Annotated in this window: 21 protein-coding genes and 2 tRNA genes; 16 read left to right on the top strand and 7 right to left on the bottom strand. The window is 73.9% G+C overall.

The window, feature by feature from the left end:
- The first annotated feature begins 114 nt into the window (after positions 1-114).
- From FJK98_RS16785 to FJK98_RS16795, 3 genes are all read left to right on the top strand, one after another.
- A complete protein-coding gene (locus FJK98_RS16785; RefSeq protein WP_145919859.1) occupies positions 115-1344 on the top strand; it encodes a glycosyltransferase family 4 protein in 1230 nt (409 codons plus the stop codon).
- A gap of 81 nt (positions 1345-1425) precedes the next feature.
- On the top strand, positions 1426-3228 hold the full coding sequence (locus FJK98_RS16790) for a DUF4012 domain-containing protein (RefSeq protein ID WP_240762087.1): 1803 nt from the start codon (positions 1426-1428) through the stop codon (positions 3226-3228).
- Positions 3229-3240: 12 nt separating this feature from the next.
- On the top strand, positions 3241-3879 hold the full coding sequence (locus FJK98_RS16795) for a hypothetical protein (protein ID WP_145919860.1): 639 nt from the start codon (positions 3241-3243) through the stop codon (positions 3877-3879).
- Between the two features lie 134 nt (positions 3880-4013).
- On the opposite strand, the gene FJK98_RS34120 is transcribed toward FJK98_RS16795, so the two are convergent.
- A complete protein-coding gene (locus FJK98_RS34120; RefSeq protein WP_240762089.1) occupies positions 4014-5348 on the bottom strand; it encodes a transposase in 1335 nt (444 codons plus the stop codon).
- A gap of 267 nt (positions 5349-5615) precedes the next feature.
- Here FJK98_RS34120 and FJK98_RS16805 point away from each other — a divergent pair, with 267 nt between their 5' ends.
- The 3 genes from FJK98_RS16805 to FJK98_RS16815 all read left to right on the top strand — a co-directional run bounded on the left by FJK98_RS16805 (position 5616) and on the right by FJK98_RS16815 (position 7661).
- Positions 5616-5927, top strand: a complete 312-nt coding sequence (locus FJK98_RS16805) for a MazG-like family protein (protein WP_145919861.1) — start codon at positions 5616-5618, stop codon at positions 5925-5927.
- A gap of 445 nt (positions 5928-6372) precedes the next feature.
- Positions 6373-6960, top strand: a complete 588-nt coding sequence (locus tag FJK98_RS16810; RefSeq protein WP_145919862.1) for a hypothetical protein — start codon at positions 6373-6375, stop codon at positions 6958-6960.
- Positions 6961-7247: 287 nt separating this feature from the next.
- Entirely contained in the window at positions 7248-7661 is a 414-nt protein-coding gene (locus FJK98_RS16815) for a protein-tyrosine phosphatase family protein (RefSeq protein WP_145919863.1), read from the top strand.
- A gap of 70 nt (positions 7662-7731) precedes the next feature.
- Here the strand turns inward: FJK98_RS16815 and FJK98_RS16820 are convergent, their stop codons facing one another.
- Positions 7732-10008, bottom strand: a complete 2277-nt coding sequence (locus tag FJK98_RS16820) for an excinuclease ABC subunit UvrA (RefSeq protein ID WP_145919864.1) — start codon at positions 10006-10008, stop codon at positions 7732-7734.
- A gap of 145 nt (positions 10009-10153) precedes the next feature.
- Between FJK98_RS16820 and FJK98_RS16825 the strand changes: the two genes are divergently transcribed.
- Positions 10154-10864 (top strand): MerR family transcriptional regulator, encoded by a 711-nt coding sequence (locus FJK98_RS16825; RefSeq protein WP_145919865.1) that lies wholly within the window; start codon positions 10154-10156, stop codon positions 10862-10864.
- 100 nt (positions 10865-10964) lie between these two features.
- On the opposite strand, the gene FJK98_RS16830 is transcribed toward FJK98_RS16825, so the two are convergent.
- Entirely contained in the window at positions 10965-12134 is a 1170-nt protein-coding gene (locus tag FJK98_RS16830; RefSeq protein ID WP_145919866.1) for a hypothetical protein, read from the bottom strand.
- A 369-nt stretch (positions 12135-12503) separates the two neighbouring features.
- Here FJK98_RS16830 and FJK98_RS16835 point away from each other — a divergent pair, with 369 nt between their 5' ends.
- Both FJK98_RS16835 and FJK98_RS16840 read left to right on the top strand, forming a co-directional pair.
- Complete coding sequence (locus FJK98_RS16835) at positions 12504-13754, top strand: D-alanyl-D-alanine carboxypeptidase family protein (protein WP_145919867.1); 1251 nt, start codon at positions 12504-12506, stop codon at positions 13752-13754.
- Positions 13755-13922: 168 nt separating this feature from the next.
- Positions 13923-14702: a peptidylprolyl isomerase gene (locus tag FJK98_RS16840; protein WP_240762091.1), complete on the top strand. Its 780-nt coding sequence runs from the start codon at positions 13923-13925 to the stop codon at positions 14700-14702.
- A 73-nt stretch (positions 14703-14775) separates the two neighbouring features.
- Here the strand turns inward: FJK98_RS16840 and FJK98_RS16845 are convergent, their stop codons facing one another.
- Complete coding sequence (locus tag FJK98_RS16845) at positions 14776-15006, bottom strand: hypothetical protein (RefSeq protein WP_145919868.1); 231 nt, start codon at positions 15004-15006, stop codon at positions 14776-14778.
- A 218-nt stretch (positions 15007-15224) separates the two neighbouring features.
- On the opposite strand from FJK98_RS16845, the gene FJK98_RS16850 reads away from it, so the two are divergent.
- From FJK98_RS16850 to FJK98_RS16860, 3 genes are all read left to right on the top strand, one after another.
- The gene (locus FJK98_RS16850) at positions 15225-16457 is read left to right on the top strand and encodes a D-alanyl-D-alanine carboxypeptidase family protein (protein WP_145919869.1); all 1233 of its coding nucleotides are present in this window, start codon (positions 15225-15227) and stop codon (positions 16455-16457) included.
- Positions 16454-17296 (top strand): M15 family metallopeptidase, encoded by an 843-nt coding sequence (locus tag FJK98_RS16855; RefSeq protein WP_240762094.1) that lies wholly within the window; start codon positions 16454-16456, stop codon positions 17294-17296. The genes FJK98_RS16850 and FJK98_RS16855 overlap by 4 nt, the downstream gene beginning before the upstream one ends.
- 165 nt (positions 17297-17461) lie before the next feature.
- The gene (locus FJK98_RS16860; protein WP_145919870.1) at positions 17462-17968 is read left to right on the top strand and encodes a DinB family protein; all 507 of its coding nucleotides are present in this window, start codon (positions 17462-17464) and stop codon (positions 17966-17968) included.
- Positions 17969-18018: 50 nt separating this feature from the next.
- Here FJK98_RS16860 and FJK98_RS16865 read toward each other — a convergent pair whose 3' ends face one another.
- On the bottom strand, positions 18019-18798 hold the full coding sequence (locus tag FJK98_RS16865) for an alpha/beta hydrolase family protein (protein ID WP_145919871.1): 780 nt from the start codon (positions 18796-18798) through the stop codon (positions 18019-18021).
- A gap of 68 nt (positions 18799-18866) precedes the next feature.
- Here FJK98_RS16865 and FJK98_RS16870 point away from each other — a divergent pair, with 68 nt between their 5' ends.
- The 4 genes from FJK98_RS16870 to FJK98_RS16885 all read left to right on the top strand — a co-directional run bounded on the left by FJK98_RS16870 (position 18867) and on the right by FJK98_RS16885 (position 21118).
- Complete coding sequence (locus FJK98_RS16870; protein ID WP_145919872.1) at positions 18867-19433, top strand: hypothetical protein; 567 nt, start codon at positions 18867-18869, stop codon at positions 19431-19433.
- A gap of 283 nt (positions 19434-19716) precedes the next feature.
- Positions 19717-19789, top strand: a tRNA-Trp gene (locus FJK98_RS16875).
- A 24-nt stretch (positions 19790-19813) separates the two neighbouring features.
- Positions 19814-21013, top strand: a complete 1200-nt coding sequence (locus FJK98_RS16880) for an RtcB family protein (RefSeq protein ID WP_145919873.1) — start codon at positions 19814-19816, stop codon at positions 21011-21013.
- A gap of 32 nt (positions 21014-21045) precedes the next feature.
- Positions 21046-21118: transfer RNA gene (locus FJK98_RS16885), tRNA-Arg, on the top strand.
- 19 nt (positions 21119-21137) lie between these two features.
- Here the strand turns inward: FJK98_RS16885 and FJK98_RS16890 are convergent.
- A complete protein-coding gene (locus FJK98_RS16890; protein WP_145919874.1) occupies positions 21138-21659 on the bottom strand; it encodes a hypothetical protein in 522 nt (173 codons plus the stop codon).
- Between the two features lie 81 nt (positions 21660-21740).
- Positions 21741-22421, bottom strand: a complete 681-nt coding sequence (locus FJK98_RS16895; protein WP_145919875.1) for a response regulator transcription factor — start codon at positions 22419-22421, stop codon at positions 21741-21743.
- Positions 22422-22478 lie beyond the last annotated feature (57 nt).

The raw sequence follows: 22478 nt of genomic DNA on the forward strand, positions 1-22478 counted from the left end.
GGCGACGGCGGCCCGCGGACCCCGCGTGCCGGGGGCGGCGGTCCGCCGTCGCCCCCCGGCCCGGGACCGCGCCGGCCGGCCACCCGCCGACGGTACGCAGGGGGGAGCGCGGCGATGAGGGTCGGAATCCTGTCGTACCACTTCCCGCCGGAACCGGCCTTCATCCCCGGCAGCCTCGCCGAGGAGCTGGCCCGGCGCGGGCACGAGGTGCGGGTGCTGACCGGCTTCCCGGACTATCCCGGCGGCCACGTCTATCCCGGGTGGCGGCAGCGCTGGCGGCACCTGACCCACAGCGAGCGGCTGACGGTGCGGCGGGTGCCCCGCTACGCCGGCGGCGACGCCTCGCCCACCGCCCGGATGGCCGGCTATCTCTCCTTCGCCGGCAGCGCGGCGCTCGCCGGGCGGCGTTACCTGGCCGGCGTCGACGTGCTGTACGTCTTTCAGTTCCCCGCGACCAGCTTCGCCGTCGCCGGGCTGCTGCGGCTGCTCGGCCGGGTGCCCACCGTGCTGCACGTGCAGGATCTCTGGACGGGGGAGGTCGCGGCCGGACCGCAGCGACCCGGGCGGATCACCACCACCATGGGCCGGGTGCTGCGGGCGGCCGACGCGGTCGCGGTCACCGCCCCCTCGATGCGGGACCTGGTGCTCGCCGACGGCGTCGCCGGGGACCGGGTGCGCACCGTGCCCAACTGGACCGACGAGCGGATCTTCCAGCCGGTGCGCGCCGGCCGGGCCGCCCGGGCGCTGGTCCGTGGGGACGCGCGCTGCGTCGTCATGCACGCCGGCACGATCGGCGAACGGCAGGGCCTGGAGACGGCGGTCCGGGCGGCCGCGGCGCTCCCCGACCGGATGGATCTGGTGCTGGTCGGCTCCGGGGCGCAGGAGCGGCGGGTCCGGGGGCTGGCCACCGAACTCGGGGCCGGCAACGTGCGGTTCCTCGACCGGCGGTCGCCGTGGGAGATGCCCGAGCTGTACGCCGCCGCCGACTACCAGCTGGTGACCCTGCGGGATCTGCCGGAGCTGAACGGGACGGTGCCGAGCAAGGTGCAGTCCGCGCTGGCCTGTGCCGCCCCGCTGGTGGCCTCGGCCGGGGGCGACACGGCGGCGCTGGTGGAGCGGGCCCGCGCCGGGCTGTCCTGCCCGCCCGGGGACTGGGCCGCGCTGGCCGACCGGTTCTGGCTGGCCAGCACGATCCCACCGTCCGCGCGGGCGGAGATGGGGCGGCGGGGGCGGGAGACCTACCTGCGGGAGATGTCGCTGCGGGCCGGGGTGGACCGGATCGAGTCGCTGCTGCGGGACGTGGCGTCCCCCCGGGTGCCCGCCGGGCGACCCTCGGCACGGTGATCTAACTACGAAAATTCGGTAACAGCATGACAGCAGTGCTTATCGTGCTACAAAGCTCATGAATGGTCATATCGCCCGAAAGTGAGAGCGGAGCAACGGGTGGCGGAGAGCGGTAGGTCGCGCAGCGGCCGACGGAGACTGCGGCGACGGACCCGGCGGCGGGTCCGCCGGGCCCTGCTGGTCTGCCTGGTCGTCGGGTCGGTGCTGCTCGGTGCCGCCGGCTGGGTCGGGTTCCGGGGCTGGCAGGCGCGGGCCCACCTGGTCAACGCGGCCGGGCTCGCCCGGGAGCTGAGCACCCAGGTGCTCGGCGGTGACCTCGACCGGGCCCAGCGCACGCTGGCGGCGTTGCAGGAGCAGGCCGGGGCGGCCCGGACCGCCACCGGGGACCCCGGCTGGCGGCTCGCCCGGCACGCCCCGTACGCCGGGGACGACGTGGCGGCCGTCCGGACCATCGCGGTGGCCATCGACGACCTGGCCCGGGAGGCGTTCCCGGCGCTGCTGCGTACCGACCTGACCACGTTGGTGCCGACCGAGGGACGGTTGGACCTGGCCCGGCTGCGGGCCGCCTCGGCGGACCTGACCGCCGCCGACGCCGCCGTACGCAGGTCCCGGGCCGGCCTCGACGCGGTACCCGCCGAGGACCTGGTCAGCCAGCTCGGCACGGCGCTGACCGGGCTGCGGGCCGAGATCGACCGGCTGGCCGGGCTGACCGGAGCGGCGGACCGGGGCGCCCGGGTGCTGCCCGCCCTGCTCGGCGCGGACGGGCCGCGCAGTTACCTGCTGCTCTCGCAGAACCTCGCCGAGCTACGCGCCACCGGCGGCATGTTCGGCGCGTACGCGGTGATCCACGCCGACGACGGCCGGATCCGGATGCGCGAGCAGGGCACCAGCGCCCAGTTCGGCCGGTTCACCCCCGCGCTGCAGGTGGACGACGAGGTGCGTCGGCTCTACACCGACCTGCCGGGCATCTACCCGGCCGACGTCAACCTGAGCCCGAACTTCCCCGCCGCGGCGAAGCTCTACCGGGAGATGTACCGGCGGCACAGCGGGGTGACCGTCGACGGGGTGCTGACCGTCGACCCGGTGATGCTGTCCTACCTGCTCCAGGCGACCGGCCCGGTGCAGGTGCCCGGCGACGCCACCCTGGTCAGCAACCAGGTGGTGCGCACCCTGCTCAGCGACGCCTACCAGGGCCGCGACGACACCGGGCAGGACGCCTTCTTCGCCGCCTCGGCTTCCGCCGTGTTCGACGCCTTCCTCACGAAGAAGGTCAACCCAAGAGTGCTTTTGTCGGCTTTAGACCGCTCCATCACGGAAAGGCGGATACTGTTCTGGAGTGCCCGATCCACGGAACAGCGGACGTTCGCCGACACCCGGCTCGCCGGTGCGCTCCCCGAACAGGAGAGCACCCCGACCGTCGGGGTCTTCCTCAACGACGGCAGCGGCGCGAAGCTCGGCTACTACCTACGGCCGACGGCCACCCTCACCGCCGGTGACTGTGCCGACGAGGGACGACGGCAGCTCAAGCTGCGCTTCACCCTGCACTCCTCGGCCCCCGACTCGGGTCTCACCAAGTCCGTGCTCGGCCTCGGCATGGCCGGCGACCCGTACACGGCCCGGACCCTGATCTCCATCTACAGCCCGGCGGGCGGCACGGTGCTCAGCGCCCGGGTCGACGGAGAACCGACCCCGCTGGGCAGCGGGATCGAACGTCGCCGGCAGGTGGTCATCGCCACCGTCGACGTCGCTCCCGGGGCCACCCGGACCCTCGACGTGGACCTGCTGACCGGCAGGAACACCACCGGCACCCCCGAACTGTGGCACACACCGACCGCCACCCCATGGACCACCCAAGTAGTTCCCGCACCTAGCTGCAACCAGTAGGAGGAGACCATCATGCGGCTATCCCGCATTCTCATGGCGCTGACGGTCGGTCTGGCCATCGTGGCCGTGCCGACCGCCGCGGGGGCTGCTCAGCCGCAGCCACCCGCCACCACCAGCACCCCGCAGCCGCCACCGGACTATCCACCGACCACGCCGTCGTTGACGGCCAACCCGACGACCATCTTCCTCGGCGAGACGGTGGTGCTCACCGGTACCGGCTTCGGGCCGAACGAGATCGTCGACATCGACGTCACCGTGGCCCCCCTCGCCGCGGCCGTTCCGGGGCAGGCGCCGGCCCGGCGCAGCGACGGCACCACCGTCGCGATGGTGAAGGTCGACTATTCGCAGCCGCAGCCCGCGCCGCGGCACTTCACGGCGCAGACCGACGCGAACGGCAACTTCACCGTGAGCTACCGGCCGAGCGACATCGGGCGGATCACCTTCACGGCGACCGGGCGCACCTCGGGCCGTACGGCCAGCACGACGATCACGGTGCTGCCGAAGAAGAAGCCGCACCCGCACCTGCCGGTGACCGGTGACAACCTGAGCACGCCGCTGAAGGTCGGCGGCGGGCTGGTCGGCGCCGGTGTGGTGCTGATGCTCACCGCGTTCGGCTGGCGGCGTCGCCACCGGTTCGGCATGACCCGCTGACCCGGAACCACTGCGGTACCCGGTGCCCGTCGGACCTTCCGGTCCGGCGGGCACCGCTCGTGTTTTGACCGTTTGTGGGCAGGGTGGTTTGGTAGCGCGGTGTGTGGGTGTTGGTGGTGGCGGGGTTAGGGCTGTCATTTGCCCTTGTGGACGACGTTCTTGCGGATCACTGGGTGGCGGGTTCGGCGTTTACGGCGTCGGCCGGCGGGTCGGCCGGGGCCGGGGTGTCCGGGTTTCGGGTGGCCTGGTGGGTGCCAGGCGTTGCGCAGAGCGGGTGAAACCTGGCGGCGGGTCTGACCGGGGGTCGGGCTGGTGGTGGCGGTGGGTTCCCAGGGCAGCCGGTGGTGGGTGATGTGGTTGCGGGTGCAGAACAGGTGCAGGTAGGCGTAGGCGTGCAGGCGTAGCCAGGTGGTCAGGGTGCCGGGTTGCTGGGGGTGGAAGTCACCGGCGTGGGCGGTGGTCTTCAGGTAGCGGAAGTAGTGTTCGATGTCGAAGCGGGCCAGGTAGGTCATGACCAGGGTGAGCAGGTCGCGGCGGGTGCCGGAGTACCAGAGCGCGAGGTCGCCGGCGCGGCGGCTGGGGCGTAGGTGCTGGACCCGGGCGAGGAGGACGGTGCCCTCGACGATCGGCAGGGTGGCCTGGCCGGTGAATCCGCGGCTGGCGCGGGTGAGTTTGGGGTGGACCTGGTGCCATGCCCGGACGGTGACGGTGCCGTAGATGTCGATCGGGCCGCTGACGCCGGCGTCCGGGGTGAGGTCGGGTTCGCGCAGGGCCAGCCGGAACCCGTGTCGTCGGGGGCGACCGCCCAGGGGGTGAGCGGCCCGGCGTTCGGGTCGGGTCCACATGGTCTGTGAGGTCGCCAGCCTGACCAGGACGTCCGCGGGAGTCCCACGGTCGCGTAGCAGATGGGTGATCCGGGCCGCGGGGTAGCCGGAGTCCAGCAGGAACAGTGACGGGTCGGCCCTGGTCGCGCCGTCACCCGCGCAGACCCGCGTGATGTGCTGCACAGTGACCTCTGCCAGGTCCTCGTCGGAGGCGACCCGGTCGGTCAGGACCGGGACGACCCACGAGTCCGGGGTCAGGGTCAACCGGACGACGTGCTGATACCGCCACCCGGTTTTGATCAGCGCCGATCCGCGGGGTCCGCCGGGGGTGTACTGCGGCTGCCGGTCCGGGCTGGTGGCTGCGTTCGGCCGTGGCCAGGCGGTGGTGTCGACGGCGTATATCCGCGGCAGACCGCAGGTCCGGGCGATCCGGCATGCCGCCCGTAACGCCCGGCCGGTGTCGACCTCGCCGTCGCGTAACGCCCGATAGGCCGCGGCATGCCCGGTGACCGTGCCCAGCGACAGATGCGCCGGGCACCCACACCGGCCCTGATCGGCGGCGAGCTCGTCGACCAGGGCGAACAACGTCCGCGACCGTGCGGTCAGGACGCCCTCGTACAACTCCCGCCGCCATGAATCCAACAAGATCCTGCCCGGCTCACCATGACCGGTACCGGCGACCGCTACCCTGCTCATCGAGGACCCTGTTCATTGATGATCTTTGCGTGAGAACTCAGATCATGAACAGGGTCCTCCCCAATCCGCTAGACCTCGACCACCGAAAATCCCCCGATGGTCAAAACACGAGCGGTGCCCGTCGGACCTTCCGGTCCGGCGGGCACCGACCGTCCCGGGTACGCCGCCGACCGCCCCCGGGCACGGGCCGTCACCCCCGTCCGGTTCACTGGACGGGTGGACGAGGTGATCTGGAACGCGGCCCGTGCCGCCCGTGCCTGGCTGGACGCCGCCAACGGCACCGACCAGACCGAGCTGACCTGCCGCATCCTCAAGCTCGGCGAGGAGGTCGGTGAGGCGGCCGGCGCGTGGATCGGCGCGCTCGGCCAGAATCCCCGCAAGGGGGTCACCCACAGCCGTGAGGAGGTGGCCGCCGAGTTGGCCGACGTGGTCTTCACCGCCCTGGTCGCCATCGAGAGCCTGGGCCTGGACGCCCGGTCGGTGGTGGCCGCCTGCGCCGCGAAGGTCGAGTCCCGGATCACCCCCTGACGACCCGGCCGGCCCGGATGGGCGGATGTCCCCCCGGGGTCGGTGCGCCGGTTGTCCGGTGTCGTCCGGTCCGTCCCCGGTCGCCGTGACCGGCGGCACTCCCGGGCCGGAATCCCGGCCCCGCCCCCGGCGTTACACCCTCCGTACGACCGCAGCAGCACCCCCGGCCCGCCGACCTCGGCGGAATGCCCGGCCAGCGCCGGTCGTTACACCCCCGGCGCACACGACCGCACCCGACCCCGCCCGGCCCGCCGGCCGGGGAATGACCCCGGGACCCCGGTCGTTACACCTGACCCCGGCCCGAGCGGCTACCGCACCCCCGCGGCAAGCCCCGACCGGGACAGTCCCTTCCCCTTGTCTTCGTGAGCGCCCCGACGTGGTGCCCACGCCCCCGCCACCCCGTCCCCCGGGACAGGCAGGGGCGTCTACCCCCGAAGGAGCAACCATGACCACGATCCTGCGTAAGAGCGTCCTCGGTATCGCCGGCCTCGCCGTCGCCGGAGGCATCGCCGCCGGCCCGCTCAACCACGACACCACCACCGTCGACACCCGGCCCGTGGCCGTGGTGCAGGCCGACAAGCCGGCCGTCGACAAGGGCAAGCTGATCCCGCACGGTGTGCAGGGTGAGCAGTCGCGCATCGACCTCAACGACGAGCAGACCGCCAATGCCAAGGCGATCATCGCCGCGACGAAGAAGGCCGGCATGGACGAACGCGCCGCCATCGTGTCCATCGCGACCAGCCTGCAGGAGTCGAAGCTGGAGAACCTGGGTCACCTGGGTGACCGTAACGACCACGACTCGCAGGGCCTGTTCCAGCAGCGCCCGTCGAGTGGTTGGGGCACGGTGGAGCAGATCACCGACCCCGAGTACGCCACGATGGCGTTCCTCAAGGGCCTCAAGCAGGTCGACGGCTGGCAGGACATGCCCCTGACCAAGGCCGCCCAGACGGTGCAGGTGTCGGCGTACCCCGACCACTACGCCCAGTGGGAGACCCAGGCCGCCGACCTCGTCGCCCAGCACTGGAACAGCTGACCCGTACGACATGATGGCCGGCACCCCGGGCGGGGGTGCCGGCCATCGACGTACGTGGCGGGGGTCACGGCCGGGTGGGGAAGGAGCGGGCGGGGTGCCGCGTTGAGCAGGGTGTCGGTGTGTCCGGTGTCCCCGGGCCTCACCTGAAATAGCCGTCGCGGAGTTCCGTTCGGCTGGAGCCGCGTCGCGCCACGCGCCGAGAGGCGACCCGCACACCGACGACGCGCCGCCCCCGACCCGACCGGTCGGGGGCGGCGCGCTGTGTGCGGAGCGGGCAGAATCACGGGATGGACTGGTCCAGTTCGGTCGGTGTGGTCACCCTGCCCAGCGGCGCGACCGTACGCGGGCGGCGGGTGGCCGACCCGGTTTCCCCGGCCGACTTCGCCCTGATCCTGGCGCCCGGCCCGACGCCGGCCTGGGCGCACCGGCGTATCCGGTGGCCCGACTTCTGGGTGCCGACCGACCGCGCCGACGCCCTGGACGCCTTCCGTGAGGCGCTGCGCCGCGCCCACGCCGGCGACCGGGTCGAGGCGGCCTGCCGGGGCGGGATCGGCCGGACCGGCACCACCCTCGCCGCCCTGGCGATCCTCGACGGGGTGCCGGCCCGTGACGCCGTCCGGTGGGTCCGCGAGCGCTACCACCCGAAGGCCGTCGAGACCCCCTGGCAGCGCGCCTGGCTGCGGCGGCTCCCCAGCCACTGACCGTGCGCCCGCCCGCGCCGACCCGGCCCGCCGACGGCGGGCCACCGGCGGGGCGGGAGAGCGGCCCCGCTCAGCGTGGGGCGACGTACTCGCGCAGGTGCCGGGCGGTGAGGGTGTCACCGTGGGCGACCAGGTCGGCGGGGGTGCCGGTGAAGACGATCCGGCCGCCGTCGTGGCCGGCACCGGGGCCCAGGTCGACGATCCAGTCCGCGTGCGCCATCACCGCCTGGTGGTGCTCGATGACGATCACCGTGTTGCCGGCGTCGACCAGCCGGTCCAGTAGGGCGAGCAACTGGTCCACGTCGGCCAGGTGCAGGCCGGTGGTCGGCTCGTCCAGGACGTAGGTGGCGGCCTTCTCCGCCATGTGCACGGCCAGCTTGAGCCGTTGGCGTTCCCCGCCGGACAGGGTGGTCAGCGGCTGCCCCAGGGTCAGGTAGCCGAGGCCCACCTCGGTCAGCCGGTCCAGCACCACCCGGGCCGGGCCGGACGGGAAGAACTCCCGGGCCTCGGTCACCGACATGCCGAGCACCTCGCTGATGTTCCGGCCGCGCAACGTGTACGCCAGCACCTCGGGGGTGTACCGCCGCCCCTCGCACGCCTCGCAGACGCTGGCGACGGCCGCCATCGTCGCCAGGTCGGTGTAGACCAGCCCGATCCCCTTGCAGGTCGGGCAGGCACCCTCGGAGTTGGCGCTGAACAGCGCGGCCTTCACCCCGTTGGCGCGGGCGAACGCGGTGCGGATCGGGTCGAGCAGACCCGTCCAGGTCGCCGGGTTGCTGCGCCGGGAACCCCGGATGGGGGACTGGTCGACCACCACGACGCCGTCGCGGCGGGGCAGCGACCCGTGGATCAGTGAACTCTTGCCCGAGCCGGCCACACCGGTGACCACGGTGAGCACCCCCAGCGGCAGGTCGACGTCGACGTCGCGCAGGTTGTGCAGGTCGGCCCCCCGGATCGCCAGGTGGCCGGTGGGCCGACGGAACGCCGTGCGCAGGGTCGCCCGGTGGTCGAGGTGCCGGCCGGTCGGGGTGTCGGAGCGGCGCAGCCCGGCCACGTCGCCGGTGTAGCAGATCCGCCCGCCGGCCGAACCCGCGCCCGGACCCAGGTCGACGACGTGGTCGGCGATGGCGATCGTCTCCGGCTTGTGCTCGACGACCAGCACCGTGTTGCCCTTGTCGCGCAGCCGCAGCAGCAGGCCGTTCATCCGGGCGATGTCGTGCGGGTGCAGCCCCACCGTCGGCTCGTCGAAGACGTACGTCACGTCGGAGAGGCTGGACCCGAGGTGGCGGACCATCTTCACCCGCTGCGCCTCGCCACCGGACAGGGTGCCGGACTCCCGGTCCAGGCTGAGATAGCCCAGGCCGATCTCCACCATCGAGTCCAGGGCGTCGCGCAGGTCGGCGACCAGCGGGGCCACCGACGGCGCGTCGATCCCGCCGACGAACTCCGCCAGGTCACTGATCTGCATGGCCGCGCACTCGGCGATGTTCCGGCCGGCGATCGTCGAGGACAGCGCCGCCGCGTTGAGCCGGGCCCCGCCGCAGGCGGCGCAGGTGGCGAAGGCGACCGCCCGGTCCACGAAGGCCCGGATGTGCGGCTGCATGGACTCCCGGTCCTTGGCCAGGTAGAGCCGGCGGACCTTCACCGCCAGCCCCTCGTACGTCCAGCTGTTGGCGCCGACCTTGATCTTCGTGGCCGGCTTGTGCAGGAAGTCCGCCCACTGCTGCGGGGTGAAGTCCTGGAGCTTGACGTCCGGGTCGAACAGGCCGGACCCGACGATCGTCTGCCAGTACCACGAGTCGACGGCGAAGTTCGGCACCAGGATCGCCCCGTCGTTGAGCGAGCGTTCCACGTCCACCATGGCCGACACGTCGAGGTCGGAGACCCGGCCCAGCCCCTCGCAGGTCGGGCACATGCCCTCGGCGAGGTTGAAGCTGAACGCCCCGGCCCCGCCGACGTGCGGCTCGCCGAGCCGGCTGAACAGGATCCGCAGCAGCGCGTACGCGTCGGTCGCGGTGCCGACGGTGGAGCGGGAGTTCGCCCCCATCCGCTCCTGGTCGACCACGATCGCCGGGGTCAGGTTCCGCAGCGAGTCGACGTCGGGGCGGGACAGGTTCGGCATGAACGACTGGAGGAAGGCACTGTAGGTCTCGTTGATCAGGCGGCGGGACTCGGCGGCGACGGTGCCGAACACCAGGGAGGACTTCCCCGAGCCGGAGACCCCGGTGAAGACGGTGAGTCGTCGCTTGGGTATGTCGACGGAGACGCCGGTGAGGTTGTTCTCCCGGGCCCCCCGTACCTCGATCACGTCGTGGTGGTCGGCGGCGGACTGCGCTCGTTGCTCCATACCTTCGATTTTCTCATTCGTGCTCCTATAGAGACTTTCTGCGCAGTTGACGCGTTGCTCGCCGGGCTATGCGGAGAGAAGTCTCAAACCACGTGACAACCACTAGGGTGGGCGGGAACGCGCGAGCGGTGGGGGAGGGGTCCGGGTGGCGGGGGAGCGACGGTGGCGGCTGGTCGACGTCGCGGCCAGCGCCGGCATCTCCACCCAGCAGGTGCGCAACTATCTGGCCGACGGGGTGCTGCCGCCGACCGACCGCACCCCGAGCGGCTACCGGATCTTCACCGACCGCCACGTCCGGGCCCTGGCGGTGGCCCGTCGGATGGCCGAGGGGCACGGCTGGGCCCGTACCCGGGAGGTGCTGGCGGCCGTGCACCGGGGTGAGCTGCCGGCGGCGCTCGCCGCGCTCGACGCCGGGCACGCCGAGTTGGACCGCGAGCGGGCCGAGATCGCCCGGGTGCTGGGCGCGTTCGCGACGGTGCTGGGCAGCCGGCCGGCGGCCGTGCCCCGCCGGGACGCCCGGATCGGCGAGGTGGCGGCCCAGGTGGGCGTGCGGACCTCGCAGCTGCGCCTGTGGGAGCAGCGCGGCCTGCTCCGCCCGCACCGGCAGCGGGGCACCGGCTACCGGGTGTACGACGTGGCCGAGGGGCGGGCGGCGCAGGTGGTGGCGCTGCTGCGCCGGGGCGGCTACCCGTTCGAGATCATCACGGCGGTGCTCGACGAGCTGCGCAGCACCGGCCGCCCGGACCGGGTCCGGGCCGAACTCGCCCGGCGGGAGCAGGAGCTGAACCGGCGCAGCCTGCGCCGGCTGCGGGCCTCCGCCGCCCTCCACGACTACCTGGACGGGGCCGGCACCTGACCCGGGGCGGCCCTCGGGGGTCGCGCCCGCCCGACTGCCGGGGCCGTGCACAGCCGGACGGCCCGGCGGATCATCCGCCGGGCCGTCGGTGCTCAACGGGTCAGTTCAGCCCGCAGGCGGCGAAGTTGTCGAGGTTGGGGCGTTGTGCGCCGACGCGGTTGAAGGCGATCTCGATGCGGTCGAGGGCGGCCTGGCGCTTGTCCTTCAGGGGGCCGAGGATGGCGTTGTTGATGAAGTTGGCGCCGCCCTGGGGGTTGGCGGCCTGCTGGGCGAGGCGGGCGTTGGCTTCGTTGATCTGCTTGTCGAGGTTGGCCAGTTCGGCCTGGACGTTCGCGGCGGCCTGGGCGGGTACGGCGGGCAGCTGCGGCGTCGGGCAGTTCACCGTCCGGGCGGCACCGGCGTTCCCGTTGCCCGCGTTGCCGTTGCCCGCGTTGCCGTTCCCCGCGCCCGCGTTCCCGTTGCCGGCGTTGCCCGCACCCGCGCCGTTGAGCCCGCAGGCGGCGAAGTTGTCGAGGTTGGGGCGTTGTGCGCCGACGCGGTTGAAGGCGATTTCGATGCGGTCGAGGGCGGCCTGGCGCTTGTCCTTCAGGGGGCCGAGGATGGCGTTGTTGATGAAGTTGGCGCCGCCCTGGGGGTTGGCGGCCTGCTGGGCGAGGCGGGCGTTGGCTTCGTTGATCTGCTTGTCGAGGTTGGCCAGTTCGGCCTGGACGTTCGCGGCGGCCTGGGCGGGTACGGCGGGCAGCTGCGGCGTCGGGCAGTTCACCGTCTGAGCGGCGGCCGTGGTGTTGTTCCCGCCGGTGGCGGCGTTGCCGGCCTTGACGGAGCTGTTCAGCGCGCTGGCCACACCCGGGGCGTTCAGGCCGCAGGTGGCCAGGGCGTCCAGGTTGGGCCGCTGGGCGCCGGCCCGGTTGAAGTTGATCTCGATGCGGTCCAGCACCGCGACCCGCTTGCTCTTCAACGGGCCGAGGATGGCGTTGTTGATGAAGTTCGCCCCGCCCTGCGGGTTGGCCGCCTGCTTCGCCAACCGCTCGTTCTGCCGGGCGATCTCCTCGTCCAGGTTGGCCAGTTCCCGCTCCACGCCGGCCGCGGCCGACGCGGGGATCGCCGGCAGCTTGTCCCGTACCGTCGGGCAGTTGACGGTCTGCGCGGCGGTGCTACCGGTGTTCTCACCGGCGGAGGCGAGTTGCAGACCGCCGCCCAGGAGCAGCACCGCCAGGGCGCCCACTCCGCCGAGCTTGAGGACGGCATTCTTCCGCATTGGCCTGGCCATGTACCTCTCCTCTGATCTCCGGCGGGTCGCGACGGCATCGCGTCCGGTGGCCCGACGGTGGCTGGGGTCAAGGCGGACCGGGTGTCCGACGCCCGGCATTGGCGTCCGCCCCGATCCGTCCTTGCGGCGATGGATACGGGGACCGGTCAGAGATCGTTCAAGAATTCCGGTGAGCTTCCGGTCGCCCTCCGTGGTCGACAAAGAAACCCCAGCTCAGAGGAGGTGGGAGCGATCCCGGCGGTGTGCTGGAGGGCCGGTTTCGACTACTGTGCGCCACGGTATCGTCATTGAAGGTCATGATCGGGGTGCCCGTCGGGCCGCCCGCGCCCCCTGGGGAACCCGGTTCCCGCCTCGGTAGGGTGCCTCACCATGAGAGCCCGGGTCCTGGCCGCCGGCGTCGCGGCCGTACTCCTCACCGGCGTGCCGGCCACCCCCGCCGCCGCGGGCGGTGCGGCCCGCGCCGGGTCGGCCGCCGCCGGCGTGCCCTGCCCGAAGCTGCCGACGCCGAAGGTGACCCGACCGCCCCGGCCCACGCCGCCCCCGGCCGTGCCCGAGCAGCAGCGGGTGGGCGGCGAGGCGCTGGCCACCCCCGGGCTGACCGTGCCGCCCGGGACGCCCGCGCCGCCGCCGGTCACCGCGACCTCCTGGCTCGTCGCCGACCTGGACACCGGGGCGGTGCTCGGCGGCTGCGGCCCGCACGAGTACGGCACCCCGGCCAGCGTGCAGAAGCTGCTGCTGGCCGCCACCATGCTGCCGAAGCTGAACCCGAAGCAGGTGGTCACGGTGACCCGCCCCGACCTGGACATCGAGCCGGGCAGTTCCGCCGTCGGCCTGCTCGACCGCGGTCGCTACCCGGTCGAGACCGTCTGGCTCGGCCTGCTGCTCCAGTCCGGCAACGACGCGGCGAACCTGCTGGCCCGCCTGGGCGCGGGCAGCGCCGCCGCCGGGGTCCGGGAGATGAACGCCGAGGCCCGCCGGCTCGGTGCGTGGCAGACCCACGCGGTGACCCCGTCCGGGCTGGACGGGCCGGGTCAGTTCACCAGCGCGTACGACCTGGCGCTGATCGCCCGGGTCTGCTTCGCCGACCCCACCTTCCGCCGGTACGCGTTGACCGAACGCACCCAGATCCCGGCCCAGCCGGCGCTGCGCAAACCCGGCTTCCAGATCCAGAACGAGAACCAGCTCATCTACCGGTACCCGGGGGCGCTGGGCGGGAAGACCGGCTTCACCGACCTGGCCCGGCACACCTACGTCGGTGCCGCCGAGCGCGGTGGGCGACGACTCGTGGTGACCCTGCTCGGGGCGGAGGCCCGCCCGGTACGCGGCTGGGAGCAGGGGGCGCGGCTGCTCGACTGGGGCTTCGCCCTGCCCCGGGACGCCTCGGTGGGGCGGCTGGTCGAGCCCGGTGAGCTGACCGCCGCCAGCCCGTCGGCTCCGCCGTCCACCCCGGTGGCCGCCGCGCCGGCCGCCTCCCGGCCGACGCCCGGCGCGCCGCAGTGGCTCGGCGGGGCGGTAATCGGCGGGGCGGCCGGGCTGGTCGGCCTGCTGGCCGTCCTGCTCGCGGTCGGCCGTCGGCGGCGCTCCCGCCGCCGGGTCCGGCGGCGGGTCGCCTGGGACTGACGGCGATCCACCCCGCCCGTGACCGCCGCCGCCGGGCGCAGGTGCCCGGCGGCGACGGTCACCTGCGTCGGGATCGGCCGGCGTCGACAACCGGTGGCAGCCTCCATAGACTCCGGTCGTTCCGGTACCCGCCGTCTCTCCGGTACCACGAGTCCAGGAGGACCATCAGTGTCGAGTGAACCCCGACCGTCCGCCGCCGGGTCGCGCCCCCACGGCCGGCTGGCCCGCCTCGCCGGGGCGGCCCTGGCCTCGGCCGCGCTGGTCGTCGCCGGTGGCACCGCCGCCGTCGCCGCGCCCGCCGACGGGCCGACCGCCGCCCGGACCACGAAGGGGCCGTGCGCGTACACGTCCACGCCCGACGAACCGCCGGCCCGGCCGGTGCCGCTGCCGCCCGACCCGCGCCGGACGCCCGACCACGGCACGGTCCGGGTCACCCTGCGCACCAGCCAGGGACCGATCGGGTTGACCCTGGACCGCGAACAGGCACCGTGCACCGTGCAGAGCTTCCTGCACCTGGCGAAGCACCGGTTCTACGACTGGACGCCCTGCCACCGGCTGACCGCCTACCCGACGTTGCGGGTGCTCCAGTGCGGCGACCCGTCCGGCACCAGTGAGGGTGGGCCGGGCTACCGCTACCGCGACGAGCTGCCCACCGACCTGCCGCCCGCGCCGACCGACCCCACCGGGGTGCGCCGGCTCTACGCCCGGGGCACGCTCGCCATGGCCAACGCCGGGCCGGACACCAACGGCAGCCAGTTCTTCCTGGTCCAGTCGGACTCGGCGCTGCGCCCCAACTACACCGTGTTCGGCAGCATCGACGCGGCCGGGCTGAAGACCCTGGACAAGATCGCCGCCGGTGGCATCGCGCCCACCCCCGAGGACCCGGCGCCGGTGGACGGTGCCCCGGCCCTGCCGGTGCAGATCCACCGCGCCATCCGGGGCCACTGAACGACGCCGGCCGGCCCGTCGGCGGGCCGGCCGGGCGTCCGGGCGGGGGCGGCTGCCCGCCCCCGCCCGACGGTCAGCCCTGCTCGCCTGCCACCCGGGTCCGGTCGGCGTCCGCGTCGGCCGCACCGACCGGCACGCCGTCGCCGTCGCGGGTGGCGTCGGACAGGTCCACGTCCGCGCCGGCGCGGGCGGCGTCGGCGCGGGCGTCGTCCGCACCCACCATGGGGCGGGTGTCGACGTCGTCGACGTCGACCAGGTCACCACCGGCCGCGAGGCCGATCGGGGCGTAACGGGGGTCGGTCATGGTCTCCTCCTTCACCGGGGCCTACCCTCCGCTACCCCCATCCACCACCGTCGACACCTTTCGTGGCCGCCCGGTGACGTGGGCACCCGCCGTCGACGGGCCCGGCCGGCGGTCCCGCCCCGCCGGCCGGGCGGCATGCTAGCGGCCCGGCCGCACCCAGCGGGTGGGATTCGCCGGATCGCCGGACCGGCGGGCCGGGCGTCACTACCTTCGTCAGCGTGAGAGTTCGGGGACGTACCGCCGCCGTCATCGCCGCCCTGCTGCTGTCGCCGGTCGTCGCACCCGCCGGTGCGGCGGACGCCGCCGGGGCGGTCACCACCGGCCCGTGCGCGCCGGTGCCGGCGGTGTCCCGGCCACCCCGGCCGGTCCCGCCCCACCCGGACCCCGCCGCCCGCGCGGTCGGCGGCCCCGCACTGGCCACCACGGGGCAGGTCCGACCGGCCGGGACACCCCGGCCGCCCGCCGTGCCGGCCACCTCCTGGCTGGTCGCCGACCTGGACAGCGGCGACGTGCTCGGCGGCTGCGGCCCGCACGAGTACGGCACCCCGGCCAGCGTGCAGAAGCTGCTGCTCGCCGCCACCGTGCTGCCGAAGCTCGACCCCCGCCGGACGGTCACCCTCACCCACGGCGACCTCGACATCGAACCCGGCAGCTCCGCCGTGGGCTTCGCCGAGGGCGGCCGGTACCGGATCGAAACCCTCTGGTTGGGCCTGCTGCTCAAGTCCGGCAACGAGGCGGCCAACGCGCTGGCCCGCCTCGGCGGCGGCCCGGACGGGCTGCCCGGCGGCCTGCGGGCGATGAACGAGCACGCCCGGCAGCTCGGCGCGTTGCAGACCCACGCGGTGACCCCGTCCGGGCTGGACGGGCCGGGCCAGTTCACCAGCGCCTACGACCTGGCGCTGATCGCCCGTGCCTGCTTCGCCGACGCCACCTTCCGCCGCTACGACACCACCCGGGAGACGACGATCCCCGCCCAGCCGGCGCTCGGCGAGAAGGCCTTCCCGATCGGGAACGACAACCAGCTGCTCTACCGCTACCCGGGGGCGCTGGGCGGCAAGACCGGCTACACGGACCTGGCCCGGCACACCTACGTCGGGGCCGCCGAGCGGGGCGGCCGGCGGCTGGTGGTCACCCTGCTCGGCGCGGAGGTGCTCGACAGGCGGGGCTGGGAACAGGGCGCGGCGCTGCTCGACTGGGGGTTCGGGGTGCCCCGGGGCGCGGCGGTCGGCCGGCTGGTCAACCCGGGTGAGCTGACCGCCGGCCCGTCCGTGTCCGCCACCGCCACCCCGCCCGCGCTGGCCGCCGCCGGTGGGCCGGGCCGGCTCGACCCGGGCGGCCACCCCTGGTCGCGTCCGCTGCTCGCGGTCTCCCTGGCCGCCGTCGTGGCCGGGCTTGCCGGGTTGCTGTTCGCCCTGCGTCACCGACCCCACCCCGGACGCCGACGGCGGTGAGACCCGGCGCGGACCGCCCCCGGTGGCTGCCGCTCCGGTTGCTGGTCGCGGCGGCGGTGCTGGCGACGGCGGGCTGTGGCCGGCCGGCGCAGCCCGCGCCGGTGCCGAGCGCCGCCACGCCCACCCCGACCGGTCCGCGTGCCCCCGCCGACGTGGTGCTGCTGTCCGAGGTCGACCCGAGCATCGTGGCGGACATCAGGTACGCCGGCCCGCACAACTTCGTCGGCCGTCCGGTGGACGGCTACGACGAGCCGCTGTGCCTGCTCACCCGGCCCGCCGCCGAGGCGCTGCGCCGGGTGCAGGACGCGGCCCGCGCCCAGCGGCTGAGCCTGCGGGTGTACGACTGCTACCGGCCGACCCGAGCCGCCGACGCGTTCGTCCGCTGGGCGAAGGACCCCGCCGCGCAGCGGATGAAGGCGGAGTTCTATCCCCGGGTGGCCAAGTCCAGGCTCTTCGCCGACGGGTACCTCGGCGCGCCCACCGCGCACAGCCGGGGCAGCACCCTCGACCTGACCCTGGAGCCCCGCCCGGCCCCGCCCCGCGCCTCGTACGCCCCGGGCCAGCCGCTGGTGGCCTGCACCGACCCTGCCGACCGGCGGTTCGCCGACGGCACCCTCGACATGGGCACCGGATTCGACTGCTTCGACCCGCTCGCGCACACCGCCGACGCCCGGGTCACCGGGGCCGCCCGGACCCACCGGGAACTGCTGGAACGCCTGATGACGCAGGAGGGCTTCGTCAACTACGACCGGGAGTGGTGGCACTACCGGTACGCCGACGAGCCCTACCCCGACACCTACTTCGACTTCCCGGTGGCCCGCGCGTCCCTGCCCCGCTGACCGGCCCGGTCGTCCCCGGGCGGGCCACCGCCGGGACGCCGGCCGCGACCGGCACCTCCGGTCGGCACGAATTCCGGCGGGCCGGCAGCTGTGGGCCGCTAGGCTGCCCGACGGCTCCCGGCCGCCCGCCCGGGGCGACCCCGCGTCCCCCGGAGGACCCTCGACATGACCACCGAACGGATCGGCCCGCCGCTGCGCGCCGGGGAGCGGGAGACGCTGCGCGCCTTCCTCGACTTCCACCGGGCCACCCTCGCCATGAAGTGTGACGGGCTGACCGACGAGGAACTGCGCCAGCGGGCCGTGCCGACGTCGAACCTGACCCTGCTGGGCCTGCTGCGGCACCTCGCCGAGGTGGAACGCGCCTGGTTCCGGCGGGTGATCGACGCCGAGGACGTCCCGCTGCTCTGGTCGGAGGACGGCGACTACCAGCAGGCGTACGACCCGACGGGGTCGACCGGCGCGGAGGCGTTCGCGGCGTGGCAGCGGGAGGTGGAGCACTCCCGGCGTATCGAGCGGGCGGCGGCCTCGCTCGACGTCACCGGCCACCAGGCGCGCTGGGGCGAGGACGTGTCGCTGCGCCTGGTGATGCTGCACATGATGCACGAGTACGCCCGGCACAACGGCCACGCCGACCTGCTGCGGGAGGCCGTCGACGGCAGCGTGGGCGTCTGACCCGCCGACCCGGCCCAGCCGTCCTCGCCCCCGGCCCGGCGGCCGGCGGCTCAGCCGGCGGTCGGCCGGGTGCGCAGCGGCAGCCAGGCCAGCACGTCCTGGATCGTGGCGTCCCAGTACGGCCAGTCGTGGTCGCCGGGGGAGAAGTCCACGGTCACCGGCACGCCCCGGTCCCGGGCGGCGGCGACGAAACGCTCGTTGTCGTCGTAGAGGAAGTCCTCGGTGCCGCAGGCGACGTAGAGCGGGGGAGTGTCGGCCCCGGCCCGGCCCACCAGCGCCACGGTGTCGTCGTCGGGGCCGGCCGTCGGGGCGTCGCCCCAGACGGTGTGCCAGACGTCCGGGTCGAGCGGACGGTCCGGGGCGTGCCGGCGGTGGGCGACGTTGAGCGCCCCGGACAGGCTGGCCGCGGCGGCGAACCGCTCCGGCTGCCGCAGCGCCCACTTCACCGCCCCGTAGCCGCCCATCGACAGCCCGGCGACGAAGGTGTCCTCCCGGCGGTCGGAGAGCCGGAAGAACGACCGGCAGACCCGGGGCAGCTCCTCGGTGAGGAACGTCCAGTACCGGTTGCCGTGTGTCTCGTCGGCATAGAAGCTGCGGCCGACCTGCGGCATCACGACGGCCAGGCCCAGCGACGCCACGTACCGCTCGATCGCGGTCTGGCGTACCCAGGCGGTGTCGTCGTCGCTGAGGCCGTGCAGCAGGTAGAGCACCGGCGGGTCGCCGTCGTCCGGTCCCGTGGGCAACCCCGGGTCGGGTTGCGGCAGGATCACCGTCATCGACGTGCTCATGCCCAGGGCCTCGGAGTCGAACGCGCACCGCATCAATGCCATGTCCATGGACCGTACCGCCTGCCGGCCGTGCCGGACACGTCCCCGCCGGTGGCACCTAGGCTGTCGCCATGCCCGCCGAGGACGCCATGATCGACCTGGACACCCCCGGGCACGGGCCCGTCGGCGCGCCCATCTCCCGGCACATGCCGCGCCCCCGGGTCGCCCTGGGCCTCGCCTTCGCCTTCGCCGCCGGCCTCGGGCTGGGCGGCTGGGGCGTACACCGGTCGGAGCAGGCACGTGCGGACCGGCAGCGGGACGCGACGGTCGTGCTGGTGGCGCTGCCCGCCGGGGTGGGCGGCGGCGGGGTGAACTCCGGGGGCCGGGCCCGGGTCGAAGGGTCACTGGCGGTGGTCAACGCCGGGCCGTCCCCGGTCACGGTACGGTCGGTGCGGGCGGACAGCCCCACCGTCCTCGTCCGTGATCTCGGGCAGACCCGGCTGATCCGGCCCGGCGGCACCGGCTGGATCGGCGTGGTGGTGCTGTTCCCGTGCGGTGGGACCCTCGGGACGGAGCCGCTGACGGTGCGGTTCTCCGTGCAGACCGCCGACGGGCAGGTCCGGGAGGCGGCCTACCCGGTCGCGGTGGTGGGCAGCGTCTGGGCCGACACGCTGTCCCGGATGTGCGGGCCGGGCTGACCGGGCCGTCGGGGGAGTGGATATCCGTTTGCGACGGTGCGGGCGTCCGCCTAGGTTCGACGGCAACGCCACACCGACCAACCGGGGAGCACACCGTGTCGCCGTACCTCAGCACCGAGACCACGCGGTCCCAGCCGCGCGGCGGTGTGCTGTCGCCAGCCGGTGAACGAGCCCGGGGTTGTCGGTGGCGATCGGGGTGGCGGCGCGGATAGCGCCGGCGCGACTGCGCAGCCGCCCACCCCACCAGGGGACCGGGCGGCTTTTTCGACCCCCACACCCGCCGAGGGGTGTAGCTCAACTGGCAGAGCACCGGATTCCAAACCCGACGGTCGCAGGTTCGAATCCTGTCACCCCTGCTCCCACGAACGAGGAGAACGATCATGGCATTCACCCCGCTGCCGGGCACCAAGGCCCCGGTACGGGTCTGGACCGACCCGTACGGCATCGAGCCGCAGGCCGCGCAGCAGTTGCGCAACATCGGCGCGCTGCCCTGGGTGCAGGGCGTCGCGGTGATGCCGGACGTGCACTACGGCAAGGGCGCCACCGTCGGCTCGGTGATCGCGATGCGGCAGGCCGTCTCGCCGGCCGCCGTCGGGGTGGACATCGGCTGCGGGATGAGCGCGGTACGCACCTCGCTCACCGCCGCCGACCTGCCCGACGACCTCGCGCCGCTGCGGTCGGCGATCGAGGCGGCCGTCCCGGTCGGCTTCGCCAAGCGGGACGACCCGGTCGACCCGCGTCGGGTCCGGGGCCTGGAGCAGCGCGGCTGGGACGACTTCTGGGCCCGGTTCGCCACCCTTGACCGGAAGGTGGCGCAGCTGGAGAGCCGGGCCCGGCACCAGTTGGGCACCCTCGGTGGCGGCAACCACTTCATCGAGGTCTGCGTCGAGCAGGACGGCCCGGACGCCGGGCAGGTCTGGCTGATGCTGCACTCCGGTTCCCGCAACATCGGCAAGGAGTTGGCCGAGCGGCACATCGGGGTGGCCCGTGCCCTGCCGCACAACGCCGACCTGCCCGACCGGGACCTGGCGGTGTTCCTCGCCGGCACCCCGGAGATGGACGCCTACCGGCGGGACCTGTGGTGGGCGCAGGAGTACGCGCGGCGCAACCGGGCGGTCATGCTGGCCCTGCTCTGCGGCGTGGTCCGGGACGCCTTCCCGCAGGTCAGCTACGGTGAGCCGATCTCCTGCCACCACAACTACGTGGCGGAGGAGCACTACGACGGGGTGGACGTGCTGGTGACCCGCAAGGGGGCGATCCGGGCCGGCCGGGGGGACCTGGGCATCATCCCGGGGTCGATGGGCACCGGGTCGTACATCGTGCGGGGGCGGGGGAACCCCGACGCGTACTGCTCGGCGTCGCACGGGGCCGGCCGGCGGATGTCCCGGGCGCAGGCGAAGCGCACGTTCGACACCGCCGACCTGGCCCGGCAGACCGCCGGGGTGGAGTGCCGCAAGGACGCCGGGGTGGTCGACGAGATCCCCGGCGCGTACAAGGACATCACCGAGGTGATGGCCCGGCAGGACGACCTGGTCGAGGTGGTGGCCCACCTCAAGCAGGTGGTGTGTGTGAAGGGTTAGACCGGCCGACGCCCTCAGGGCGTCGGCCGTGAGCCCCGGTGGCGCAGCGGACAGCGCGCCGGTCTACGAAACCGGAGAGCCCAGGTTCGAATCCTGGTCGGGGCACCTTGCGGAAGTTCAGGTTCTAGCCGAGGTCGTGCACCTCCAGCCCTCGCATGATCAGCATCCGCATCGAGCCGAACCCGTGGAGATCCGCGTCGGATGACAGGTTCGCCACCTCGCGGAGCACCGGTTCGACGTCGATGCCGCACTCGCGGGCCCGGTTGCACAGCCACCAGATCGTCATCAGCTCGTCGCGCGGATCGGCCCCCTGATCCATCGCGGAGACATGGACGAGTCGTCGGCGGAACTCTCCGACCGAATCCCACGCCACCGGTAGGTGGGCGGCCCAACGGAAGGACGGGTAAGCCCGGAAGATGTCTCGGACCTCCGCACGGGCCGGCGCACCGCCGGTCTCGTACGCGTCCAACAGCGCATCGAGCGCGGCGGACGCCTCGGCCGCCACCCCGGCTTCCTCCACCGGCGGCTGCGCTTGCCGGATCTCGGCCATCCAGTTCGGATCGTTGAGGTCGACCGGGCGCTTGGCGATCTCCCGCAACAGATCGTCGATCACGGCGACATCCGCACGGACCGCGGCAAGATTCATGCCGTCATTGTGTTGTCCCCAAGGAGGTCCACCGGGTCAGGGGGGCCGGTAACCGCGACCGTCGGGGCTCGGGTGGGCACGTCATGCCGCGTCGAGTTTGTAGCCGACCCCGCGTACGGTGCGCAGCAGCCGGGACGCGGCCGGGTCGTGGTCGACCTTGGCCCGTAACCGCTGCACCGCCACGTCGACCAGGCGGGAGTCGCCGAGGTGGGAGTGCCGCCAGACCCGGTCCAGCAGCAACTCCCGGGTGAACACCTGGCCGGGCCGGCGGGCCAGCTCCGTCAACAGCCGGAACTCGGTGGCGGTGAGGGTCAGCTCCCGTCCGTCACGGCGGGCCACGAAGCGGGCCGGGTCGACCTCCAGCGGCCCGACCGTCAGCACGGGCTCGGTGGGCACGGCGTGGCCCCGGCGCAGCACCGCCCGGACCCGGGCCACCAGTTCCGACAGGTCGAACGGTTTGCGCAGGCAGTCGTCCGCGCCGCACTCCAGGCCGACCACCACGTCGATGGTGTCGGTGCTGGCGGTCAACATCAGGATCGGCACCTGGCTGCTACGCCGGATCTCCCGGCAGACCTCCAGCCCGTCCAGGCCGGGCAGCAGCGCGTCCAGGATGATCAGGTCGACCGGCCCGGCCCGCCAGGCGGCCAGCGCGGCCCGGCCGTCGGCGGCGGTGCTGACCCGGAATCCGGCCCGGCGCAGACCGAGGGCGGTGGCCTCCCTGATGGAGGCATCGTCCTCGACCAGCAGCACCCGGCCGTCCATGGTGTTCCCAGGGTAGCCCCGGGGCGGCCGGCCCCGACCCGGCGCAACGGCCGGTGC

It is taken from the genome of Micromonospora sp. HM134, assembly GCF_007833915.1.
Classification (GTDB): domain Bacteria; phylum Actinomycetota; class Actinomycetes; order Mycobacteriales; family Micromonosporaceae; genus Micromonospora; species Micromonospora wenchangensis.